The 24,453-nt window shown below is 40.3% G+C and carries 22 protein-coding genes and 8 tRNA genes; 4 read left to right on the top strand and 26 right to left on the bottom strand.

The window, feature by feature from the left end:
* Positions 1-73: 73 nt before the first annotated feature.
* The 22 genes from rplA to hcp all read right to left on the bottom strand — a co-directional run bounded on the left by rplA (position 74) and on the right by hcp (position 18,234).
* The gene (gene rplA / locus ACDF53_RS05255) at positions 74-784 is read right to left on the bottom strand and encodes a 50S ribosomal protein L1 (RefSeq protein ID WP_005377180.1); all 711 of its coding nucleotides are present in this window, start codon (positions 782-784) and stop codon (positions 74-76) included.
* A gap of 76 nt (positions 785-860) precedes the next feature.
* A complete protein-coding gene (rplK, locus tag ACDF53_RS05250; protein ID WP_004693535.1) occupies positions 861-1,286 on the bottom strand; it encodes a 50S ribosomal protein L11 in 426 nt (141 codons plus the stop codon).
* Positions 1,287-1,387: 101 nt separating this feature from the next.
* Entirely contained in the window at positions 1,388-1,924 is a 537-nt protein-coding gene (nusG, locus tag ACDF53_RS05245) for a transcription termination/antitermination protein NusG (protein ID WP_009351135.1), read from the bottom strand.
* Positions 1,925-1,936: 12 nt separating this feature from the next.
* Positions 1,937-2,158, bottom strand: coding sequence for a preprotein translocase subunit SecE (gene secE, locus ACDF53_RS05240; RefSeq protein WP_105097405.1), 222 nt, complete (start codon positions 2,156-2,158; stop codon positions 1,937-1,939).
* A 41-nt stretch (positions 2,159-2,199) separates the two neighbouring features.
* Positions 2,200-2,349: a 50S ribosomal protein L33 gene (rpmG, locus tag ACDF53_RS05235; RefSeq protein ID WP_004693530.1), complete on the bottom strand. Its 150-nt coding sequence runs from the start codon at positions 2,347-2,349 to the stop codon at positions 2,200-2,202.
* A 318-nt stretch (positions 2,350-2,667) separates the two neighbouring features.
* Positions 2,668-4,905, bottom strand: a complete 2,238-nt coding sequence (locus tag ACDF53_RS05230) for a nitric-oxide reductase large subunit (protein ID WP_370815672.1) — start codon at positions 4,903-4,905, stop codon at positions 2,668-2,670.
* A 177-nt stretch (positions 4,906-5,082) separates the two neighbouring features.
* Complete coding sequence (gene tuf, locus ACDF53_RS05225) at positions 5,083-6,270, bottom strand: elongation factor Tu (protein WP_009351099.1); 1,188 nt, start codon at positions 6,268-6,270, stop codon at positions 5,083-5,085.
* A 210-nt stretch (positions 6,271-6,480) separates the two neighbouring features.
* Positions 6,481-6,557: transfer RNA gene (locus ACDF53_RS05220), tRNA-Met, on the bottom strand.
* 5 nt (positions 6,558-6,562) lie between these two features.
* Positions 6,563-6,638, bottom strand: a tRNA-Thr gene (locus ACDF53_RS05215).
* Between the two features lie 32 nt (positions 6,639-6,670).
* A tRNA-Met gene (locus tag ACDF53_RS05210) sits at positions 6,671-6,746 on the bottom strand.
* Between the two features lie 5 nt (positions 6,747-6,751).
* Positions 6,752-6,836: transfer RNA gene (locus ACDF53_RS05205), tRNA-Tyr, on the bottom strand.
* 10 nt (positions 6,837-6,846) lie between these two features.
* Positions 6,847-6,922 (bottom strand) — tRNA-Thr (locus ACDF53_RS05200).
* A 311-nt stretch (positions 6,923-7,233) separates the two neighbouring features.
* Positions 7,234-7,698, bottom strand: a complete 465-nt coding sequence (gene brxF, locus ACDF53_RS05195; RefSeq protein ID WP_273299400.1) for a BREX-3 system P-loop-containing protein BrxF — start codon at positions 7,696-7,698, stop codon at positions 7,234-7,236.
* 28 nt (positions 7,699-7,726) lie between these two features.
* Positions 7,727-9,142: a hypothetical protein gene (locus ACDF53_RS05190; protein ID WP_370815671.1), complete on the bottom strand. Its 1,416-nt coding sequence runs from the start codon at positions 9,140-9,142 to the stop codon at positions 7,727-7,729.
* Complete coding sequence (gene hypB, locus ACDF53_RS05185) at positions 9,139-9,792, bottom strand: hydrogenase nickel incorporation protein HypB (protein ID WP_005385456.1); 654 nt, start codon at positions 9,790-9,792, stop codon at positions 9,139-9,141. Before hypB ends, ACDF53_RS05190 begins: the two co-directional genes overlap by 4 nt.
* A 15-nt stretch (positions 9,793-9,807) precedes the next feature.
* Positions 9,808-10,149, bottom strand: coding sequence for a hydrogenase maturation nickel metallochaperone HypA (gene hypA / locus ACDF53_RS05180; RefSeq protein WP_005385455.1), 342 nt, complete (start codon positions 10,147-10,149; stop codon positions 9,808-9,810).
* Positions 10,142-10,969, bottom strand: a complete 828-nt coding sequence (locus tag ACDF53_RS05175) for a bifunctional 5,10-methylenetetrahydrofolate dehydrogenase/5,10-methenyltetrahydrofolate cyclohydrolase (RefSeq protein ID WP_060924355.1) — start codon at positions 10,967-10,969, stop codon at positions 10,142-10,144. Before ACDF53_RS05175 ends, hypA begins: the two co-directional genes overlap by 8 nt.
* Positions 10,970-11,087: 118 nt before the next feature.
* On the bottom strand, positions 11,088-13,055 hold the full coding sequence (locus tag ACDF53_RS05170) for a penicillin-binding transpeptidase domain-containing protein (RefSeq protein WP_370815670.1): 1,968 nt from the start codon (positions 13,053-13,055) through the stop codon (positions 11,088-11,090).
* A complete protein-coding gene (locus ACDF53_RS05165) occupies positions 13,055-14,473 on the bottom strand; it encodes a CCA tRNA nucleotidyltransferase (protein ID WP_370815669.1) in 1,419 nt (472 codons plus the stop codon). Before ACDF53_RS05165 ends, ACDF53_RS05170 begins: the two co-directional genes overlap by 1 nt.
* Before the next feature lie 68 nt (positions 14,474-14,541).
* Positions 14,542-15,414: an L-serine ammonia-lyase, iron-sulfur-dependent, subunit alpha gene (gene sdaAA, locus ACDF53_RS05160; protein ID WP_316594774.1), complete on the bottom strand. Its 873-nt coding sequence runs from the start codon at positions 15,412-15,414 to the stop codon at positions 14,542-14,544.
* An 11-nt stretch (positions 15,415-15,425) separates the two neighbouring features.
* The gene (sdaAB, locus tag ACDF53_RS05155) at positions 15,426-16,088 is read right to left on the bottom strand and encodes an L-serine ammonia-lyase, iron-sulfur-dependent subunit beta (RefSeq protein WP_005385446.1); all 663 of its coding nucleotides are present in this window, start codon (positions 16,086-16,088) and stop codon (positions 15,426-15,428) included.
* Positions 16,089-16,668: 580 nt separating this feature from the next.
* Positions 16,669-18,234, bottom strand: a complete 1,566-nt coding sequence (gene hcp / locus ACDF53_RS05150) for a hydroxylamine reductase (protein ID WP_370815668.1) — start codon at positions 18,232-18,234, stop codon at positions 16,669-16,671.
* A 275-nt stretch (positions 18,235-18,509) separates the two neighbouring features.
* Here hcp and ACDF53_RS05145 point away from each other — a divergent pair, with 275 nt between their 5' ends.
* Positions 18,510-19,235 (top strand): Crp/Fnr family transcriptional regulator, encoded by a 726-nt coding sequence (locus ACDF53_RS05145; RefSeq protein WP_105089718.1) that lies wholly within the window; start codon positions 18,510-18,512, stop codon positions 19,233-19,235.
* A gap of 125 nt (positions 19,236-19,360) precedes the next feature.
* Here ACDF53_RS05145 and ACDF53_RS05140 read toward each other — a convergent pair whose 3' ends face one another.
* The 4 genes from ACDF53_RS05140 to ACDF53_RS05125 form a co-directional block, all read right to left on the bottom strand.
* On the bottom strand, positions 19,361-21,202 hold the full coding sequence (locus ACDF53_RS05140) for an LPO_1073/Vpar_1526 family protein (RefSeq protein WP_105089719.1): 1,842 nt from the start codon (positions 21,200-21,202) through the stop codon (positions 19,361-19,363).
* Positions 21,203-21,211: 9 nt separating this feature from the next.
* Positions 21,212-21,763, bottom strand: a complete 552-nt coding sequence (locus ACDF53_RS05135) for a TIGR01440 family protein (RefSeq protein ID WP_105089720.1) — start codon at positions 21,761-21,763, stop codon at positions 21,212-21,214.
* Between the two features lie 265 nt (positions 21,764-22,028).
* On the bottom strand, positions 22,029-22,589 hold the full coding sequence (locus ACDF53_RS05130) for a Fe-S-containing hydro-lyase (protein ID WP_005385442.1): 561 nt from the start codon (positions 22,587-22,589) through the stop codon (positions 22,029-22,031).
* A gap of 19 nt (positions 22,590-22,608) precedes the next feature.
* Entirely contained in the window at positions 22,609-23,451 is an 843-nt protein-coding gene (locus ACDF53_RS05125; RefSeq protein ID WP_039968967.1) for a fumarate hydratase, read from the bottom strand.
* 741 nt (positions 23,452-24,192) lie between these two features.
* On the opposite strand from ACDF53_RS05125, the gene ACDF53_RS05120 reads away from it, so the two are divergent.
* The 3 genes from ACDF53_RS05120 (at position 24,193) to ACDF53_RS05110 (ending at position 24,426) form a co-directional block, all read left to right on the top strand.
* A tRNA-Asn gene (locus ACDF53_RS05120) sits at positions 24,193-24,268 on the top strand.
* A 4-nt stretch (positions 24,269-24,272) separates the two neighbouring features.
* Positions 24,273-24,347 (top strand) — tRNA-Glu (locus ACDF53_RS05115).
* 3 nt (positions 24,348-24,350) lie between these two features.
* Positions 24,351-24,426: transfer RNA gene (locus ACDF53_RS05110), tRNA-Val, on the top strand.
* Positions 24,427-24,453: the final 27 nt, after the last annotated feature.

Raw genomic sequence — 24,453 nt, 5'->3', positions numbered from 1 at the left:
TAGTGTCAGCCTCAGCGGGCGGATTTTCATCCATTATACATACCAGCCGTCTACAGCTAAGAGACATATTTAATTATTGCTCTTTTGTAACGTTGCTCAATTTGAACACGTTCAAAGGCACACCAGGGCCCATTGTAGCGGACAAGGTTACAGATTTAATGTATTGACCTTTAGCTGCTACAGGTTTAGCCTTGATAATAGTATCAACGATTGTACGGTAGTTGTCAAGTAATTTTTCATCATCGAAAGACGCTTTACCGATGGAGCAAGAGATAATGCCTGCTTTATCAGTACGGTATTCGATTTTACCAGCTTTGATTTCGTTTACTGCACGAGCAACGTCTGGAGTTACTGTACCAACTTTAGGGTTTGGCATCAAGCCTTTAGGACCCAAGATTTTACCAAGACGGCCAACTTGACCCATCATGTCTGGTGTAGCAACTACTACGTCGAAGTCGCTCCAACCACCTTGGATTTTAGCTACTAACTCTTCAGAACCTACGAAATCTGCACCAGCTTCTTCAGCTGCTTTAATATTGTCGCCTTTTGCGAATACAAGAACGCGTTTAGTTTTGCCAGTACCATGAGGCAATACTACTGCACCACGAACTTGTTGATCAGCGTATTTAGGGTCGACATTCAAGTTGAAAGCGATTTCAACTGTTTCATCGAAATTTGCAGTTGCAGTTTTCTTAACCAACTCAATTGCTTCTACTGGTTCGTAGAACTTACCAGCTTCAATAAGTTTTACTGCTTCAGCGTATTTCTTACCTACTTTTGCCATTATAATATCCTCCTTATGTGGTCAAACGGGAATTCCCTCCCACCGATTTGCGCCTTATGCGCAAGTCGTACGCTTATTAGTCAACGATTTCAATGCCCATGCTGCGAGCAGTACCTTCTACCATGCGCATACCTTGTTCTACGGTATTAGCATTTAAGTCAGGCATTTTCAATTCAGCAATTTCACGAACTTTATCGCGACCTACTTTTGCTACTTTATCACGGTTAGGTACACCAGAACCTTTTGGAATACCTGCAGCTTTTTTCAACAATACTGCAGCTGGTGGAGTCTTAGTGATGAAGTCGAAGCTACGATCTTCATATACGTTAATAACTACTGGGATAATTAAGCCAGCTTGTTTAGCAGTACGTTCGTTGAATTCTTTTGTGAAAGCAACGATGTTAACACCTGCTTGACCTAGTGCAGGACCAACTGGTGGTGCTGGAGTAGCTTTAGCGGCTTCAATTTGTAGTTTTACTTGTTTAACTAATTTCTTAGCCATGGGTAATTAAACCTCCTATGCTTATACTGTGGTGGTAACGGATATACATCCTCCCACTGGCAACCAAAATCGATTGCTCTTTTTAGAGTTATATTTATATATTAAAGAGCTTTCTCAATTTGAGAGAACTCTACCTCTACCTCGGTATCTCGGTTGAACATTTCCACGTTAAGTTTTAATGTTCCTTTTTCAGGGTTAAGTTCGGTAATAACACCTAGTTTATCTTCAAAGGCCCCGGACGTAATGCGCACCGTTTCACCAACTTCGACGTCGACGTTGATGGTTGGTTTCTTATCCAAGCCCTGAGACTTAAGTATATGTTCTACTTCGGAATCAGAAAGTGGAACTGGTTTAGTGGCAGAACCAACGAAACCTGTTACACCTGGCGTGTTGCGCACAACATACCAAGAGCGGTCGTTAACTTCCATTTCAACCAATACGTACCCAGGAAATATCTTACGTTTTACTACTTTTTTAACCCCATCTTTTTCATCTATTTCGTCCTCAAGAGGTACCAAAATACGGCTAATCACATCTTGTAGGCCCATAGATTGAACTTTAAGTTCAAGAGTGGTTTTAACTTTATTTTCGTAGCCTGAATAGGTATGAATTACATACCACTTCTTATCTGCTTCCATGTAATGGCCCCCTTATCCAACAAAGTGCAACAACGTATTAAAAAGTTGGGCGAAGAGTCCATCAAGCACAGCAATAACCAAAGCGATGAATACAGTCACTAAGAATACTACTATTGTGTAATTGATAAGCTCTTTTCTTGTTGGCCAGACTACTTTTTTTAGTTCAGCTTTCACACCGCGGAAGAATTTTCCAAATCCACCACGCTGCTGCACTGCTGAGTTAGACTTTGCCATTTTTTCACATCCTCAAATCAACAGGTAATGAATGATAAGAATTATTTTGTTTCACGGTGTAATGTATGTTTACCGCAGAATTTGCAATATTTCATCATTTCAATACGATCAGGATTGTTCTTTTTGTTCTTGTTCGTTTGATAGTTGCGTTGTTTGCAATCTGTGCAAGCTAAAGTAATGGCATTACGCATCCGGATACACCTCGCTTTATATTTACTAAATCTGTCTCTTGTACTCGAAAACGCTCGACTACATACTAAAGAAATATATCATACGTAGCAAGCAATGTCAAGATTTTTGAGCAACTCAAAAAAGCCAGGCACATGTACCTGACAGAGATAGTATAACAAAAAATGGCGTTCCTTGTCTAGAAAGGAACGCCATTAATAGAGTACTTTAAGGTCATATATTTTTCATACATTGTATGCCATTTACGCATACAATTATATGAGCGAATATATGGTAATGATTAATGCTATTTAATATATATCAAACAGCTTATTTGGAGATTAGGATTTCTTTGCAAATAGAACTTTCACAATTTGCCAGAAAAATGCTACTGCACCAACTATTAAGATAGTATCGCCAATTAGACGAGCCCAACGCAAGTTTTGTAACAATGGTTGTTGCATGAATTCTTCGCTACGTGCAAACCACAAACCAGTTGTAACACTTGCCCATGATTGAATAAGACCTATTGGCAGCAAGCTAATGAGTACCATTAAGGCAAGGCCTATATTGAGAGCCCAGAAGCCAAACTTCATCAGTTTATCATTGAATTCTACTTCAGGTCGAATGTAACGAGCAATAAGGAATACAAAGCCTAAGCTTAAGAAACCATATACGCCGAACAACGCTGTATGCGCATGTACTGCAGTCGTATTAAGACCTTGAATGTAGAATAAGGATACAGGCATATTAATCAAGAAACCAAAGATCCCTGCACCTACTAGATTCCAGAAGGATACCGCAATAAAGCAGTACACAGGCCATTTTAGACGATGCATCCAAGGAGCACTATGAAGACGTGTATAGTTTTCAAAAGCTTCATAACCTAAGAGTACAAGTGGTACTACTTCTAACGCAGAGAAGGATGCGCCTGTTGCCACGATAGTGGATGTAACACCTGTGAAGTATAGATGATGGAATGTACCAGGGATACCACCGATGAGATAAATAGCCCCAGAAGAGATCGCCGCAACTGTACCAGCACGATACGATACAAGCCCTAATGTAACAAAGATAAATGCCATCAATGTAGTGGAGAATACTTCGAAGAAGCCTTCAACCCAAAGATGGATTACCCACCAACGCCAATACTCCATAATCGCCAAATGGCTATGTTCACCATAGAATAACCCTGGACCATAGAAGATACCTACCATGATAACGGAGAATATGAAGGCTGCAATGAGGTTTTTATCCCCTTTTTGCTTGAAGGCACCAATAATGCTACGTATCATGAGTACAAGCCAGAATAAAATACCAATGTATTCAATCCACTGCCAAATACGACCCAACTCGATATATTCGTAACCTTGGTGTCCGAGAAGGAAATTCCACGCTGCTGGAATTTGATGTGCTACGCCTAAATATGTACCAGCGAAGGAACCTACTACAAGAACTACAAGAGCCCAGAATAAGATGTCCACCCCAAGCTTTTGATATTTAGGATCTTTACCACCATTAATGATTGGTGCCAAGAATAGACCAGCACTCAAGAATGCCATAGCAATCCAGAACAAAGATGCCTGAATATGCCATGTACGCGCAATAGAATAAGGGAAATATTGTGCTAATGGAATACCATAGAACGCTTGACCTTCTACAGTATAGTGGGCAATAATCCCACCCATCCCCAATTGGAATAAGAACAATGCTAGAATTGTAAACAAATATTTACCTAATGCACGTTGAGATGGTGTTAATGTGATCTTGCTAATTGGATCTTCTGTTGGCGGAACCAATGCATGCTCATCATCCTTTTTACCAAAGGCCCATAACCATACAACTACACCAATGCCACATAATAAGATAATAACACTCACAACAGACCATACGACACTTTCAGGTGTAGGGTTATGATCCAACAAAGGTTCATGTGGCCAGTTGTTTGTATACGTTGCATCTGTACCAGGACGTTGCGTAGATGCCATCCAAGTAGTCCAGAAGAAGAAGCGTGCCATATCAATGCGATCTTGTAACTCAGGTAGTGTGTTATCCTTCATCGCAAAATGATCACGAGTCAATGTTAAATCAGGATTATCACCGTACAACTCAACAAAATAACGACCAGTTAAATTCATTGCCGTAATTCGTTCTGGAGATAAGACAACAGTTCCATCTTCACGGACTGCACTACCTAAATACTCTTTTTTCACAACTTCTTTAATAGCTGCTTGTTGTGCAGGTACCAATTGGTCATAAAGAACCCCAAAAGCCTCTTGAGATTTAATATCCAACATCACGGATACTTCTTTATGTAACCAATCTGCTGTCCAGTCAGGCGCTTGATATGCGCCATGACCTAAAACGGTCCCTACCGATTGACCACCTGTAGATTGCCATGCCGATTGACCATGTAAAATATCTTCCTTAGTGAACAAGACCTGTCCATCTTGAGATACATACGCAGTCGGCACTGGCGGTGCTTGATGATACACATCAGTACCTAGATAACCAAGAATAGAAAAACCAATAATAAGAACGGCTACTACGGCTATCCAATACTTTTTGTATTCACCCATCACATTACCTCCTTTTCTATAAAAACACAAAAGGAGAGCCCTTGCTCTCCTTGAGTTTATAGTAGCACTATTAGTAGAATGATTCTGTATCTTTGGTTACATATACAATAAACAATATATAAATTAATACAAAAATAGGACCCCAATTGGGGTCCTATTTACTACAAAGATTATAAATTAACCTTCGATTGCTGTTACTACGCCAGCGCCTACTGTATGGCCACCTTCGCGAATCGCGAAACGAAGACCTTCTTCAATAGCGATTGGTGTAATCAATTCGATGTTCATTGTTACGTTATCGCCAGGCATACACATTTCTACACCTTCAGGAAGGTTTACAACACCTGTTACGTCTGTTGTACGGAAGTAGAATTGTGGACGGTAGTTGGAGAAGAATGGAGTATGACGGCCACCTTCTTCTTTAGTCAATACGTAAACTTCTGCTTTGAATTTTGTGTGTGGTTTGATGGAACCTGGTTTAGCCAATACTTGACCACGTTCGATGTCTTTACGGTCAACACCACGAAGCAATGCACCTACGTTGTCACCTGCTACTGCAGAATCCAACACTTTACGGAACATTTCAAGACCAGTTACTACGTATTGTTCAGCTTTTTCTTTCAAGCCTACTACTTCGATAGTATCCCCAACGTTTACTTGACCACGTTCAACACGGCCAGTTGCTACTGTACCACGACCAGTGATTGTGAAAACGTCCTCTACAGGCATCAAGAAAGGTTTGTCAGTATCACGAACTGGTGTTGGGATGTAGGAGTCTACAGCGTCCATCAAGTCGTCGATTTTAGCTACATATTGAGCGTCGCCTTCCAAAGCTTTCAAAGCGGAACCTACAACGATAGGTACTTCGTCGCCAGGGAATTCATAGGAAGAAAGAAGTTCACGAACTTCCATTTCTACTAATTCGATCAATTCTTCGTCGTCAACCATGTCAGCTTTGTTCAAGAATACTACGATTGCAGGAACACCAACTTGGCGAGCCAACAAGATGTGTTCGCGAGTTTGTGGCATAGGGCCGTCAGCTGCGGAACATACCAAGATAGCGCCGTCCATTTGAGCCGCACCAGTGATCATGTTTTTAACATAGTCAGCATGGCCTGGGCAGTCAACGTGTGCATAGTGACGGTTAGCAGTTTCATACTCAACGTGTGCAGTGTTAATTGTGATACCACGTTCACGTTCTTCTGGAGCTTTATCGATCATACTGTAATCTTGGAAGTCAGCTTGGCCTTTTTCAGCCAATACTTTTGTGATTGCAGCAGTCAAAGTAGTTTTACCATGGTCAACGTGACCGATTGTACCGATGTTAACATGCGGTTTCGTACGTTCAAATTTTTCTTTTGCCATTAGGATTGTATCCTCCTTCACAAAAACAAATTACATTCTAGTATTAATATAATATATTAACCCTAATTTATCAATGGAATATAACATTCCCCTACAAATTATTATACCATATATACAAATGCACAAAAAAGTCGACAGATACGAGTCACATTGAAATCAGGATTAAATTATGGGTAGAAATAAAAAAAGCCTCACCAACGTGAGGTTTAATGGTGGCGGCACACGGACTTGAACCGCGGACACACCGGGTATGAACCGATTGCTCTAGCCAACTGAGCTATGCCGCCATGTATGGAGCTAGTGACCGGGATTGAACCGGTGACCTTATCCTTACCAAGGATACGCTCTGCCGACTGAGCTACACCAGCACAATGAACGATCATTTCACTGTGAATATTTGTGGTTGCGGGGACAGGACTTGAACCTGCGACCTTCGGGTTATGAGCCCGACGAGCTACCAACTGCTCCACCCCGCTATAGATGGTGGAGGGAGAAGGATTCGAACCTTCGAAGTCGAAGACGGCAGATTTACAGTCTGCTCCCTTTGGCCGCTCGGGAATCCCTCCATAAATAAAATGGAGCTGGCGATAGGAATTGAACCCACAACCTGCTGATTACAAGTCAGCTGCTCTACCTATTGAGCTACGCCAGCATCATTACGACAAGATGAATTGTATCATCTGCCACACTAAGTGTCAAGAACTTTTTAAAAACTTTTTTGAAGCTTTTCTTCGTTCACTGCAGTATCTCTTAGTGCTTAATCATAATAACATGAAACGATACCCTATGCAAGTATTTTGTCAAAAAAAAATTACATTTCATAAAACCCACATAAAATACCTTAGTTTCAAGCTTTTATGGAGTAGTTATTAAAAAAGCAACCAAAAAAGGAGATAGTAATCTATCTCCTCTTTATACATTTATAGTTTTCCCTATATTTTACCAATATGTTCAATTTTGTAGTTAGTCGATTACAACAACATGATCTGGATGTGCAATAGTAACTACAGCATGTTTTGGATCATTGTTATGTTCTAAGTACAACTGATCTCCTTCAAGGTGACCACGCCAGCCAACGACAATAGGATACTTCTTACTAATAGTTTTTAGTAATTCAAATGGTTCTAAATTTAAGATTGGCGCAAAGAATACATTAATGCCATCGAGCAATACTACTTCAGTATCACTACGGCTAAGAGCACGACAAATAACTTCTTCTGCTAATTGAGGACGTTCATCACGAGGTACAAGTAGGAATTCTTCTTCGATAAGCTGTTTAGCTTCCAAGTATTTCCAACCTTTTTGCTCGGACAATTCACGAATTAGCAAACTTTTACCAGAACCTGGACCACCAACGATAAACAATATACGTTCATCATCGTTTTGAATTTTTTCCCAACGTTCTTTTACATCTTGTACAGTAACCATATCCTTTGCCTCCTCGCTGCGACCTGTCCTACTTAACCGGACGGTCAGATAACATAACGGATTTGATATATTGGTTTTTTTCATCTAGGGCAAACTGTAAATAAGAATTGCTTGCCGCTGGATTTTTATATTCATATACAGTAGACGTGCCCGAATTCGTTGTAGATTCAACGATACGAGTTGGCATACCGTACACAAAGAGCAATAAATACTTAGTATCGCCCATCGCAATACCGCGACGTGTTGGCGTGTAAATATTTAATAGTACACGGTTGATGAGATTCTTTTTATCTACACTTACGCCGTATTCATTATAGCCAATGAACGCAGAGCCGAAGAGCATGCCCTGATGTTTCCAGTCATTATTAGAATCGTTGATGAAGTGATCATTTAGCTGTAAGCCACGCAACACGAAGTCGTCAGCAGTCAATTTGCCCGCTTCGAAATCATATACTGGTGCTTTTGGTAAACCAAATCTAGGCCATACTTGACCACTAATCATATCAACAGCCTCTATATTGCTTTGTTTAATGGTAAAAGCAATATATTCCTTTTGTTGACCAAGCATAGATTGTTGCTGGCTATTACTATTTGTATTCTCTACAGGACTCTTAAAATCCTTTTTTTGTGGCCATGAATTTTCAGAATGACCTTCATAAAGGAAAATATATGTCTCATTTTTTTGATCACGCCACATCGCATTAGGACTACCATAAGCAAATACCAATTCCATACGCGTGCTACCAGGACCAATATCACGCACTGTATTGACGCCTTTTTTCGTACTATGAATATTAGTAATAGTATTTGGTTCAAAGAAATACGTCGCCCCTTGACCACGCAATGGATCATTTACCAAGCGCTCTACAGAAGGACCTGTATATACAGTTACGGCAAGATCTTTCATATGATAGGTAGTAAAGTTATCTCGCACTTCTGTCTTGTCTACATCTTTAGGCGCTACAAACTGATCTCCTAAGCGATACCCATCAATAGCATAATCATCTTCAGACCCTAAAGCTGGCAAATTATTAGCCGTATAAGACTTACCAATATCAGCCAAGTTATTTTGCGTTACGCTAGGTAATGGACCTTCATTTTCGCTAGCTGCTTGCCAAAACTGTATGGAATCACCAAACTCGGTAACTGCCATTTGTTCAGCTAGCCATCCTGTTTTAGTGTTTTCCTTTTTTGTCTTTGTATCGATTTTAACAGCTTTAATCGGTGCATTATCTATATACGCAACAGACTCAGCCGCATCAATTCCCGCTGCTTCTACAGTTGTCTTATCATCCGTATGTGCAACATCATTTGCATTCTCTGTAGATTCCACCGCAGTTTGTTTCACAGTCGAAATAGCCGGCTCTGCTGCATACCCTACCGATGTAGCAGATAAGCCTACTAAAAGTGCCGCTACGATACGGCTCTTAATAGAATGATTCATCGATTACTCTCCAATTGTGCACGCAACCATGTCAACCATGGCTCAAGTCCATTATGGGCCGTGCAACTTACTTCAAAAATCTCTCCTGTTGGATTCAAATTACGTATATCTTGTATGGCCTTATCTTTTTTGAAAGGTACATAAGGCAATAAATCTATCTTATTAATGAGGATAGCCTTTGACTCTTTAAAGATTAATGGGTATTTAAGAGGCTTATCCTCACCTTCAGTAACAGATAATACAGTTACCTTCATGCTTTCACCAATCTCAAATTCTGCAGGGCATACAAGGTTACCTACATTCTCGATAATGATCATATCCAGTTCATCAAGATTTAAATCACCTAGTGCATCTTGAATCATTTGTGCATCAAGATGGCAACCTCCCACTGTATTGATTTGAATAACAGGAACGCCTAATTCATGAATCCGTTCCGCATCCTTAGCAGTAAATAAATCACCTTCAATAACAGCAAGGCGGTAATCTTTTTTCAAATCATGTAAAGTTGCCTCTAACAGAGATGTTTTACCAGCCCCTGGAGAACCTAATAGATTGAATACAAAAATATTTTTTTCCTTAAACAACTGTTGTAAGGACTCTGCAATGGCATCATTTTTTGCCAATACATTAGTTTTAACTTGAACTTGCATGTCCTAACCTTTCTATCAATCGATATCCATGGAGGTCACTTGTAGTTCGCGGCCACCAATGGTTTGTACGAAATGACTGTCACAATAGGGACAGATAAACTTATAATTTTCTACAGGAAATGTTTTATCACAATCCAAGCACTTTCCTTCAATAGGAATCGTGTTAATTTCTATACGAGAACCTTCTGCGGCAGTCCCTTTTGTAACGGCTTCCCAGCAAAATAGGAGAGAATCTGGCTCTACTCCACTCATAAGGCCCAAATCGAGTTGAACGGAATGAATCACAGATGCATCGTGTTGTCGTAACGTATCGAGGGCTACATCAAGTATACCTTCTGCTATAGACATCTCATGCATGGTATGCCTCATATACAGCTTCAAGCATCATAGTAGTCGTTACAGAGCCTACACCACCAGGCACTGGAGTAATTGCAGACGCAATATCTTTTACCGCTTCATAATCAACATCGCCTACCGTCTTACCTTCTAGTTCATTAATGCCTACATCGATAACAACAGCACCTGGCTTAATCATATCTGCTGTAATCATATGAGCACGACCCGCTGCAGCAATAACGATATCGCCTCGTTTTACTTGCTCTGCCAAATCAGGAGTTCTAGAATGGCACATTGTAACCGTACCATGTGCACCGAGAGTCATAAGCGCTACTGGTTTGCCAATCACTTGGCTACGACCGATTACTACCACATGTTTCCCCTCTACAGGAATATCGTAGTGATTTAAAATTGCCATGCACGCCTTAGCAGTACAAGGGGCAAAGCCCCCTTTGCCAGCAGTTACAAGGCCAATATTATACGTAGTTAAACCATCGATATCTTTTTTAGGATCTAGCATATCGATAAGAGCCTCTGTATCAATGTGTTTAGGCATCGGCATTAACGGTAAAATTCCATGAACAGCCGCATCATTATTTAATTCTTGCAATGCTGTCACCACTTCATCCTGTGTAGCCGTTTCAGGTAATTGTTTTAATACAAAGCCATAGCCAAAATTCTTTGCTGTCTTTTCCATAAATGTAGCGTACATATGAGCACCGTGGTCTTCACCAACAAGTAATACTGCCATAGTAATTACAGAGTCCCCTACTGCTGCAACTTTTTCTTGTAAAATCGCCTTGTGAGCATCTGCTACTGCTTTACCGCGTAATTCGATCATGTGTATCTCCATTCATTCAAACTATCTATAAAATAAGGTGCCTCCGGAGAGGCACCTAAGTCTCTTATTCTATTATATAACGAACTGTCTATAATTTCTAATTATGACCGAATTCGTTTTATCTACGGAAATGAACAGTAATTGCTGTACCAGCCTGAACAGTTGTACCGCTACTTTCATCTTGAGATGTAGCCGTACCAGTTCCATCCGGTTTAAAGGCAAGTCCCGCCTTATGTAACCAATCACGTACTTCACCATAAGTAAAACCAGTAAAGTTAGGCAATGTAACAGAACCATCACTTCCCGGTTTTGGTTCAGGTAATGTATTAGCAGCTTTAACAGCTACTGGTGTACTTTCTTTAACATACGGACTCATTTGGTAATACCGTACAAGTTGAGATACGATGTCCTTAAATACAGGGGCTACAATTTGACTACCATAATAAGAACCCTTTTGTGGGTCATCAATAACGACAAGAACTACAAATTTTGGATCCTCTACAGGGCCAAAGCCAATAAAGGACGCAATGTATTGTCCGTCGAGATAACCGCCATGTTTGGTATCTAGTTTTTGCGCCGTACCAGTTTTACCGCCGAAGTGATAACCTTCTACCATCGCTTTTGTACCGCCACCTTCAGATACTTCTTTTTCTAGAATATCTACAATGGTTTTAGCGGTTTCCGCCGGAACTGGTTGTCCCACAACAGATGTTTCAGTCGTACTTGTTACATCGCCTTGAGAGTTACTATAAGACTTGATGATATGTGGTTTCATCATAGCCCCACCATTAGAAAGTGCACCAAAGGCTCTAACCATTTGTAATGGTGTAACCGCAATACCTTGACCAATGGACATAGTAGCAACGTCTAGCTTACTCATATCCTCTGGATTATACAAAATACCTGCTCCTTCACCAGGCAATTCAATACCTGTTTCAGAACCAAAGCCATAATCACGTACATATTTCGAGAGAATATCTGCACCTGTTAATGTACCAATTTCAGCCATACCAGTATTAATAGAGTACTTCAAAATATCTAGCAAACGAACAGGACCATATCCCTCACCATTCCAGTTTCTAATGATATGTCCATTGGCAGCGAAGGCCCCTTTATCATTATACACAGTATCTAACTTCCATTTGCCTGCTGCAAGAGCTGCAGATGCAATGATAGGTTTGAATGTAGAACCTGGTTCATATAAATTGGTAACCGCAATATTTTTGAAAGCCTCTTCACCACTTTGGTTGTAGTTATTAGGATCATAACTTGGACGATTAGCCATCGCTAATATTTCACCGGTCTTTGGGTCCATAACGATAACGCTCGCATGCTTAGCTCCTGTATCAACCATCGCCTTATCAAGAGCGCGTTCTGCAATAAATTGAATTGTTGCATCAATGGTTAAGGTTACGCTTTTACCCTTATCTGGTAAAAATTTAGATAGTACGGAACCAAAGATGGCATTCCCTTTATTATCAGTAGCTACAATTTCTTGTTGTACGCCCCCCTTTAATTCATCATCAAGAACCATTTCTAGACCATCAAGACCTTTATCATCAGTGCCGACAAAGCCTAATACTTGTGCCGCTAATACACCATTTGGATAATAGCGCTTAGATTCTTCGACGAAATTGAGGCCTGCAATATTATTATCCTTAATAACTTGTTGTACCGCTTTTGATTTGTCTGCATCCATCATACGATTCAACCAGACAAAGGCGGTATCCTCTTGCAAAGCTTTCACAATATTCTCTTTTGACATCGTTACATAGGGCGATATGAGATCCGCAATCTCTTGAGGAGACTGCTTAATCATCTTCGGATCCGCATATAAAGATTTTGTAACTACACTCATCGCCAAAGGCTTACCATTACGGTCATAGATTGTACCGCGCGGCGATTGTAATTTTCTATCTACTTGAACTTGTAATAAGTTTTTCTTCTCTAGGTCAAAGGTATCAAAGACCTGTAACTGTGCTAAACGCCCGATAAGGACGAAGGCAACGGTCATGAGTATGGCAAGGCACCACGTAGTGCGACTCCAATCACTCATGCGTAATAACGCTTTATTTAATAACTTCATCATTTCTCCACTGGACGGCGTAACTTATGGTCTAATGCATCATATAATGCATCTGGTTCATTGGGAATCACCCCATTTTGTACCTGACCTAATAAATACTGCAATCCTTCCCCCACTTTTTTCCCTGCAAGCTTAATAACTCGTTCGTCATAATTTAAATCCTTTGTATGGATAGGCATCTCTAGGCTAAGATCTGCCATACATTCACCAAAGGTTAAGGTGCCATCAGTCGATGCATAAGGCTTCCCACAGCCTAACACATCGGCAGCACAAACCTTAGATAATTGCTCCCATGCAATTCGCATAATTTGACTATCTCGAAACTCACCGCTACGAGCCTCTTTACGGATCCACTTTTTCTCATTAGCTTCCCCATTTTGTACAAAATAATGAAAGCGCATATGATTTTTTACAATCCAAGCTACTCGGCGCACAAAAGCCTTAGGGTAACCTAAACGAGAAAGCAAGGATTCTGTCATTTCAGCACCTAATGTATCATGGCCACGATCCGTCAAACGTCCGTTAATAACAGCTCGTACCGCCGGCATACCCTTTGCTACATCGTGTAACAGTGCACCCCAACGTAATATTAAATCTGGTTCTGTATGAGATACAACAGCTAATGTATGATACCAACCATCAAATTCGTGAAAGTCTTTTTCTTGTGGTAAATCCACAAGATGGTATAGCTCTGGTAAAATAGGCACTTCACGAGCGACGCCATTTTCTACAACGCGACAAGAGCACTCGGCCAAGCGAGATTGTACTAATACATCAAGGCCCTTAGCCACAGCGGGCTCTAACATGAGTCGATCCAGTTCACTACGAACTCTCTCGAGAGATAGCCCAGGCACACGATGAAATGCCTTTGGCATAGCTTCTAATAAGTCTTTGCTAGGTAAGAAATCTAGCTTTGCCACAAAACGACATGCTCTAAATAATCGCAATGCATCTTCTTCGAAGCGTTGCTGTGCATTGCCAATGGTTCGCAATGTCTTATGCTTGATATCTCGGCGTCCCCCTACTAGATCTATAACCTCACCAAAACGATTCATAGCCATGCCATTGACCGTAAAGTCACGACGCAACACGTCTTCCTCCAAGGTATCGGCATAAGCGATTTCTTCTGGTCGATGACTATCCGCTCCATATCGTTCAGTGCGATACGTTGCAATTTCATATTGCTTTCCTTCTAGTGTAGCCACTACTACACCAAAGGATTTTCCTACTAAATCTGTCGTTTGAATATCTTGACTTCGTAGGACTTCAATTACCGTATCAGGACGTGCAGACGTCACAATATCAAAGTCATGAGGCTTTTGATGCATCAAAATATCGCGCACTGCTCCGCCAATGATATAGGCTTCATAACCGGCTTCTTCTAATACAGTCAATATTCGATTGGCTTGTTCCATCATACACACTCCTTTCTGAACTAGTCTAATCTTTATTTTACTACAAATGAAAGCATGAAAAAAGTGCAATCCTATAAGGATTGCACTCGTTCTGCAATAGCTGTACCCGTCGGTGTTACCGCAAGGCCGCCATCACTTGTTTCACGCAATGCTGCTGGCATAGCGCGCCCGATATTATTCATTGCTTCAATAACTTCATCTGGTGGAATTTGACTTTCAATATTCATCAAAGCCAATTCAGATGCAGTAATGGCATGAACTGCATAGAAACCATTACGTTTGACGCACGGTACCTCTACAAGCCCTGCTACTGGATCACAGGCAAGGCCCAATAAGTTTTTCATACACAATGCGATAGCATGGCCTACTTGACGAGGCGTACCACCCATCATTTCTACGATGGCACCGGCAGCCATACAAGCGGCCGTACCAATTTCTGCTTGGCAACCGCCAACGGCACCGGCCACACAAGCGCGATTCGCTACGACATTGCCAATGCCAGAGGCAGCCAAGAAGCCCTTTACCATAGTTGCTCTATCTAGCTTGTAATGGTCCGCTACTGCTTTCACCGCGCCAGGCATAACACCACAAGATCCAGCCGTAGGGCACGCAACAATGCGGAACATCTTTGCATTTGCTTCATTAACAGCAATAGCATAAGTCATCGCCTTGTACGCAATATCACTCATAAATCTTGGTGCTTGGCCATTAAGCTGTGCCGCCTGACCACCGGACATACCAGATGCCGTTTTATCAGTATATGCAATACCATCTTGGATAGACATTTCAAAAATATCTAAGCGATGCTCAATTTCTCGAATAACCGCCTCTTCATTGCGGTCATAATTCTCTAATTCATAACGCAGTACTACATCGCCAAAGGAAATGTTATTTTCCTCAGCTAAGCGAATAATATCTGCAATTGTATCGTATGCATAACTCATCATTCGCCCTCCTATAACGCTTCAAAGGTCATCACATCTTGAATGCCTGGACACTCGCGCATAAACTGAACGGTAATTGGATTTACCACCGTATCGGTAGTAATGACCATAACTGCATCCTTGTGCTTACCCTTCCGAAACACGCGCATGGTAGCGATATTAATATCGGACTCACTCAATGCTTGGCTCACCAAAGAGATAGCGCCAGGTCTATCTTCATGGAATACAACAAGAGTAAACTCATCGCCAGTAATAGACATATCATTGCCATCGACTTCGGTAATCATAATTTGACCACCACCAAGAGATCGACCAATCACAGTCATATGACGATTATGTTCATCGTACATATCAAAACGAACTACATTAGGATGACCTACATCAAGAGGAGACTCGATAAAGTTATACTCCATGCCCTCTTTTTCAGCTAATTTATGAGCAACACGAATATTCGTATCATCCTCTTTAAAACCTAATAAGCCCCCAATCAAGGCACGGTCTGTACCATGGCCTTTATAAGTCTTAGCAAAAGAGCCATATAAGGTTAAATCTACCTTTTTAGGTGTGGAACGGAAAATGCACCGCGCCATCTTACCTAGCCGCGCAGCACCCGCTGTATGCGAACTAGACGGGCCAATCATAACAGGCCCTATAATATCAAAAATACTATTCATACACGCCTCTATATACACATAAACAATGTGAAAATCTTACTTTACCTATAGTATAACAATCGATATTGATAGATGTCTATATGCACATTAGAGGCATAATTGTCTCTTGGAAAAGGACTATATATATATACCGCAACACATTCTCTCACCATCACTATTCTTGTGAAAACTATTTTATGAGTTTGTATATTGATGGAACTTATTTTCCACGAACCTTTCTGCTAATGGGCATAACCTATTGAGTGCAAACCGCATCCCTCTCCAAGTACTATTTTGGTGAAAGCTATTTAAGAATTAGTATATTGATGGGACGCCTTCTTATCTACAGTTATAAAAAGGAAAGACTATACTTATGCAGCGACATCAGGTCACGAGGAGCAAAGAAGTATAGTCTTTCCTTTTTAACTAAGTTGTAGATACAAACTGGGCCCCATCAATATACAGCCACTAAGATATAGCTTTCAAAAAAATAATAAAAAACGCACCTTAGGTGAACCTAAGGTGCGTTATTTATAACAACAGTCCTAAATCATAAAAGAGAGGGGAAGTAGGACTGTAGTTAATAAGTTAATGGATCCTATTAGCCCAAGATAGCTTTCATGTCAGCTTCTGGAGTTGTAATTGGATGCAATTGGAATTTTTCTACCAAAATGTTCAATACATTGCTGGAGAAGAATTTAGGCAAGGAAGGTCCGATGTAGATGTTGCGGATACCCAATGCCAACAATGTTAACAAGATACATACTGCTTTTTGTTCGTACCAGGACAATACCAATGTTAATGGCAAGTCGTTTACGTCACATTCAAATGCACCAGCCAAAGCTACTGCTACTTGAATAGCGGAGTAAGCATCGTTACATTGACCCATATCAAGGATACGAGGGATACCACCGATTTCACCGATGTTAAGGTCGTTGAAGCGGAATTTACCACAAGCCAATGTCAATACTACAGTATCATCTGGAGTTTGTTTTACGAATTCTGTGTAGTAGTTACGGCCTACTTTAGCACCGTCACAACCACCAACTAAGAAGAAGTGTTTGATTGCGCCAGATTTTACAGCGTCGATTACTTTATCAGCAATGCCCAATACTGTGCCATGACCGAAACCAGTAGTTACTTCGTGACCACCGTTGATACCAGTGAATTCTTGAGCTTCTTTGTAGCCGCCCAATTCGATTGCGCGTTCAATAACAGCGGAGAAGTCTTTAGTGCCATCAGCTTTTTCTTCTACGTGTGCACAGCCGTCGAAACCTACCATATCTGTAGTGAAGATATTAGCTCTGTAGTTTTCTTTTGGTGGCATAATGCAGTTTGTAGTGAACAAGAATGCGCCAGGAACGTCAACGAATTCTTTTTGTTGGTTTTGCCATGCAGTACCGAAGTTACCTTTCAATTGAGGATGTTTTTTCAATTCAGGGTAAGCGTGGCAAGGTAACATTTCACCATGAGTATAGATGTTTACACCTTTACCATCAGTTTGTTCCAACAATTGATTCAAGTCGTGAAGGTCATGACCAGTTACAACGATGAAAGGACCTGGTTCTACAGTCAAAGGTACTGTAGTTGGTACTGGAGTACCATATGTTTCAGTGTTAGCTTTATCAAGAATAGCCATGCATTTCAAGTTGATTTGGCCGAATTCCATCAACAAGTTCAACCATTCTTCAGCACTGTGGTCTTTAGCGAATTCTACCATGCCTTTGATGAACCAAGCATCAACTTCAGGATCATGGAAACCAAGGCGTGCAGCATGCCATGCATAAGCAGCCATACCACGCATACCTAACAATAATGTGGAACGAAGGGATACGATATCTTCTTCACCTTTCCACAATTGTTCCCAATCGAAGTTTTGAGCTGCGCTATCGATTTTTGCATGATAAGCATTTACTTCGTCGATGAATTCTTGAACGCGGTCTTCAGAGAAGTTTACGTTTGTTACACACATGAACAAACCACGCATTAAATAGTCAACGCCTTCTTTAGTTTGGCCTTTTACGTCTAAAGCGCGTGCTAAACCAACTAAAGCAGCAGTTAATTCGTCTTGTAAATTAGCAACTGGTGCAGTTTTACCACATACACCTTGTACAGTACAGCCGCCTGGTGCTGCAGATTGTTCGCATTGATAACAGAACATGCTCATTTAAAAATCCTCCTTTGCGAGACTTTCTCGCATTCAAGCTAGATAATATAAAACCTATACATTACACTGATGAATTATCAGGTGTCTGATTGATTACATTTGAAAGTATAACGTAAAGGTGATACAATTTCTGTAGCTTGGGCAACAAATAAAAAAACTTTTCAAAAAATTTTACCTGACTCCCCTTGTGGAACAGGTAGGTCATTTGACCTTCTACTATTATTATACAATAATCATTTTAATTTACTATAGACTTCGTCACACCGGAGGTGCTCATGAAGCAAATACTTTCAAACGATATTATCAACCAATATCTACCTACTCTTATACACTGTCCTCTATTCAAGAAATTAGGTGAGCCTGAATTAAGAGGCTATTTACATAATGCAAAGGTTATTGTACATAGCTATAAGAAAAACGATTTCATTGCCCTCTCTGGGGATCCTATGGAAGGTATCGGTGTTATTCTTGAAGGCAGTGCCTTGCTCACACGTGAAAATGTAATGGGCCAACGGGTCATCATGGCAAACCTTGAACAATCCGATATTTTTGGTGAAGCATTGCTATTTAGTAAACAACCACTATGGCCTGCTACTATTAAGGCTACAAAGGTAACCAAGATTATGTTCATCCCTCTCGAAACATTTATCGATACATTGCCAGATTGCCAACAATGCCAAACTAAAATCTTATCTAACCTATTAGAGGATTTATCTGAAAAGGCCATCCTTTTAACAAGAAAGGTTCATTACCTAACACTTAAAGGGATGCGCGAAAAGATTTTTGCATACTTAACAGATATTTATAAACGCCAACAATCTACAACAATTCATCTACCGCATAACCGCGAGCAAATGGCAGAGGTGCTAAACGTATCACGCACAGCACTTAGTCGTGAGCTCGGTCGACTTCGCGATGAAGGTATTATCGATATTACAGGTCGTACTGTAACGTTAAAAGATATTGAAGGAATTGAAGAATTTGGTTTTAATAGTTTCTAACATGTAACCAAATCGTCATTTCTAATAAATAATACAATTATTCGTTCTAACATATAATCAAACGAAAAAGGTCTCCCTAGATCATCTAGGGAGACCTTTTATAGTTTAATTATTTTCTTTGATCATTAGAACCAATGAGATAAATCGAATTCTTCACCAATAGTTGCTTTCACATGAGCTCGGCCTAAGTAAAGACCTAGTAAGGTTAAGCTGATTTTAGACATCGGCGTATGATCAAATACATCCGCCAAATCTAATAGAACTGGAGAAATATCATCCATAATATCACGTGCTTCTTGACCTCTGAAAGCAGTCGGTTTACTCTTCATAAGCGCAATGAGATCACGTTGAACCATAGAATCAGAAATGCGAGTTTGTCTAAAGAAACGAGGTGCTAAAGACTCGTCAACCAATGCCAATTTATAAAGATTAGAGTTCAAGCTACGCACCACATAGCGTGGATCGACGCCATGACCATCAGTAGCACGGAAGAGTTCCTCCTTGGAGAAGCCACGATAGTTAAACACAAATGGATAGGAATTGGATAACACTTGAGCTAATGTAATTGGTTCACGTTCCTCTTGCGTACAGCGTAAGTAATCTAGCTGACGATAGAAAGAATTGTTTTGAGGCAAATCAGAAATGAATGGCTCAATATATTTTTCTACGTAATGTTGGAAGTGAATCAATCCATAGTTATTAGAGTTTCTAGAGTATTGTAATAATAGGGTCAATGCCATGACTTGGAAATGACCTAGCGTTAAATGTGGCAATACGCGTAATGCATCAAAGGCTACAAGGTACGGAGTACTAGACTTAGGTGATTGTACTACATCCAGGAATGCACCTAACGCAGCGGATTTCATCCACTCTGTATTCGTAGCGGCATACGCCTTTTGCATACTCATTAATGCTTCTTGAATAACAATATTGTCTAGAAGCGCATTAACTTCAGCTAACTTGGTAATATTAAGAGCTGCTAACGCATCTCTTGTAATAGATTCCACATAATGTTGTGTATCGCCATGTAATACACCAAAAGCATGAACAAATGGTGCAATCGCCAACTCAACACATTTATCTTCATGTGCTGCTTTAGCCCATTGCCCTGTAGGTACCTCTTCTTCAACCATACTAGCTGCCGCCAATTGCGCCTCTATTTCAGAAGCGTCAAACAAGCGTGTTTCATCCAATACAGATGGACCTTCTGCTGTTTGTACCTCATCAGCACCACCAATCATTTGCGTAACATCTAAATTCTCAGCTTCATCAGCTTCTAATGCTTCTACAGATTCGCCCATAGCAATCGTATCCTCTACGGAATTAGCACGATTACGAAGTTCATCTGTTACGGCATCGAGAACAATGGTCTTATCCATCAATGGAGTAGCATTATGTTCAACATTTTGAAGTCTATTATCTAAAACTGCCGGCATTACAATAGTTTCATCCATACTAGGTGTTATTGGACTAGATACTGGCACCTCTTGGGAAGCAGATTCTTGTTGGATAGATTCACCAGAAACAGTTGAATCTTGAACAGGTTCCTGTTCTTCCAAGATTGGTTTAACAGACTCTGTCTGAGTTGACTCTGCTTGATGACCTAAGGCTAATGAATATCCTGTAGAGGAATTTTCAACATGTAATTGATTCCCATCTCGTCGATTATAGGATGTATCTTCATGATCCACCATAGATTCAGAAGCTTCGGAATCCTTATTGTCATCCATAATGGAGGCTGTATATACATTGGTTCCACCTTCATGTGTAACCGTTACATCCCCAACCTTGGATTCATTAACCGATTTTTCTTTATGATGTTCATCATTAGTCTTAGTAACAGATCTATCACGATGCTCATGATTCGCTTGGCTTTCACCATCATTACGATTAAAAACGGCGTAACAAATAGCAAAAAATCCGAGCGCCACAACGGCTAATACAAAATACGGTATTACGTTTGACATACTAACCCCCTACATCAACGCTTCATTATATGCAGCACGTTCACCACCAATGCTCTTAGGTCGAACACGACAAGCTGTTACATGGGCCCCACCAATTTCTTTAATGCTGAGGCGCACTGGTACGGTAACATGTTTCATATGCATGCCTATAAAAGTATCCCCAATATCGATACCAGCATCAGCTTGAATAAATTCAACCATCACTGGATCTTCAAAACGTTCATAAGCAGTAACAGCCATAGCTCCACCTGCATGACGTTGAGGCACTACATTAACCTCTTCCTCCCATGTTACCGCGCTACGTTCCATAACAAGCGCACGGTTAATATGTTCGCAGCATTGAACAGCTAAATTAAGGCCTTTAGCTTTAACTGCTTTATATATCTCATCAAATAAGACCTGAGCCACATCAATGTGGGAATCAGTACCTATTTTCTTACCCATAACTTCGCTAGTGGAACAGCCCACAACGAATAATTGACCTTCTCGAACCTTTGCCAAATCGAGTAATTCAGCCATCGCTGTGCGCACTGACTGACGAATAGTTTCTACAGAAGTCATGATATCGCCTCACTCACTTTGAATGTATAAATCTATATGTATATTATCACAAAATGGACAGAATCGGTAGACTTTACTCTACGCAATACAAGTGAACATTACATAAGACTATAGTAATTATAAAAGTAGTTTTATTTATTACTATCATACTAATAAACAATGTAATAATCATTAAATATATACATTTACAGTGATACATATAGATTTTCTACAAATAAAAAGAGGCTTGCAAATGCAAGCCTCTTTTAATCACTCAACGGTGATATTAGATTTTTCTGTAAGGTTTTTGACCTTGTTCGTAGAAGTTGTTACCTTCAGTATCGCCAACTACGATGCAAGGGAAATCTTCAACTGTCAATTCAGCCAAAGCTTCTGGACCAAGTTCACCATAAGCAAGTACTTCGTATTTTTTGATGGATTTTGCAATCAATGCTGCAGCGCCACCAACTGCTGCGAAGTATGTGCAACCATTTTTCTTCATGGATTCAACTACTGCTGGTTTACGGGAACCTTTACCGATCATGCCTTTGATACCTTGATCAAGCATTGTTGGTGTGTAAGCGTCCATACGACCAGAAGTTGTAGGACCAGCGGAACCAATTGGGTCACCAGGTTTTGCAGGTGTTGGGCCAAGGTAGTAAACGAATTTGTTAGTCCAATCGATTGGTAATTTTTCACCGCGTGCTAAAGCTTCAGTCATAACTTTATGAGCAGCGTCACGAGCGGAGTAAATTTTGCCAGTGATAAGTACGCTATCACCAACTTTTAATTTACGGGAAAACTCTTCATTATATTCTTCAGTATTAATGCGAATTGTTTCAGCCATTGTAATTACCTCCTACCGATTAAAGTACTACGTGTTTATGACGAGCAGCATGACACATAATAGTAACAGCAACAGGAAGGCCGGCGATATGAGTTGCACCCCATTCGATGTTTACACCGATACAAGTTGTTGTGCCGCCCAATTGTGGACCGATACCAGTTTTGTTAACCATTTCCAAAATTTCTTCTTCCAATTTTGCATACTCAGGATCTTTGTGAGGAGTGCTAATATCGCGAAGCAAAGCTTTTTTGGACATAACAGCTGCTTGGTCCATAGTACCACCAATACCTACGCCAAGTACGATTGGAGGGCATGGGTTAGGGCCAGCATGTTTTACGATTTCAAGAACTGCATTTTTAACGCCTTCAACGCCATCTGCAGGTACCAACATAGCTACGTCAGATTTGTTTTCGGAACCGAAACCTTTAAGTTCTACGTTGATTTCTACTTTATCGCCAGGAACGATATCGATGTAGATGATTGCAGGTGTATTGTTTTGAGTATTTTTACGGTTGAACAATGGTTCTGCTACAACGGATTTACGAAGGTAACCTTCTACATAGCCTTGAGCAACACCTTCATTGATAGCTTCTTTAAGATCGCCACCAACAAAATGTACGTCTTGACCTACTTCTAAGAATACCAATGTCATACCAGTATCTTGGCAGTATGGACGATCTTCAGCATCAGCAATTTCTGCATTTTTGATAATTTGATCGAGAACGATGCAACCAACTGGAGACTCTTCTGTTTCACGGCCTTTTTTCAAGCCTTCATAGATGTCTTTTGGCAAGTGGTAAGCTGCGTCCATACACATTTGACGGACTGTTTTTGTGATTTCAGATACTTGAATCTCGCGCAAGATAATCCCTCCTCAGGAACATAGTTGAATATTAATTCTAATTACCGTGAGATAACTTTTTACTCTCGAGTATATGAAATATATGTATCTCATACACATCGAGATTAACTCTATGCATCAATCGTAACACACAATATACAGGCTTTCAACGGCTCAACTATACAGTTTTCTCAATGCTTTTTCATATTTTGAGAATAATTTTCATGAATATTGCTGTATATATTTCGGCATGCCAACATCACTTTTTTACCCTTTTTCGTCCCCAAAAAATCACTTCGACGATGTGATAAAAGTCATAGTTAATCATAGGTTGAAAGTATTTTTATACTCTTTATCACAATCGACTTTTAGAGGTAAGAATTAGGTTAAAAGCACCTTATAAATGCAGAGTATATCTAAGATGATAAATACGCTTTTAAGCTACTTGATATTACTTTTCAAATAAAAGGTTTAAACTTTTTTACAATGCATATGTATACCGATTATATTCAATATACTTATATTGCTAACTCTTAAGAAAATATACATTATGAATCCCTTATAAATATAGGAATTATCTATGTTTATTCATCTCTATAGATTATATAAATTTTAATGACTTGCTTATCACTATTTTTGATAAGTTATTTTTTGTATAAAGTTATGTGTTTTAGTCATAATTAACGCCTTTTGATTTATAGTAATTTTAAAAAAAACGCTTGCTTTTATAATTAATCTAACATATAATAACAATCGTACCATTCCTCGATAGCTCAGTTGGTAGAGCAATCGGCTGTTAACCGATCGGTCGTAGGTTCGAGTCCTACTCGAGGAGCCATTCTGGCCCGTTGGTCAAGCGGTTAAGACACCGCCCTTTCACGGCGGTATCCCGGGTTCGATTCCCGGACGGGTCACCACATGGACGATTAGCTCAGCTGGGAGAGCGCCTGCCTTACAAGCAGGATGTCGGCAGTTCGATCCTGTCATCGTCCACCAGACCAAGAAGCAAGCATAAAGCTTGCT

It is taken from the genome of Veillonella sp. (assembly GCF_041333735.1).
In the GTDB taxonomy this organism is placed as follows: domain Bacteria; phylum Bacillota; class Negativicutes; order Veillonellales; family Veillonellaceae; genus Veillonella.
This window is presented reverse-complemented; position numbering and strand designations above follow the sequence as displayed.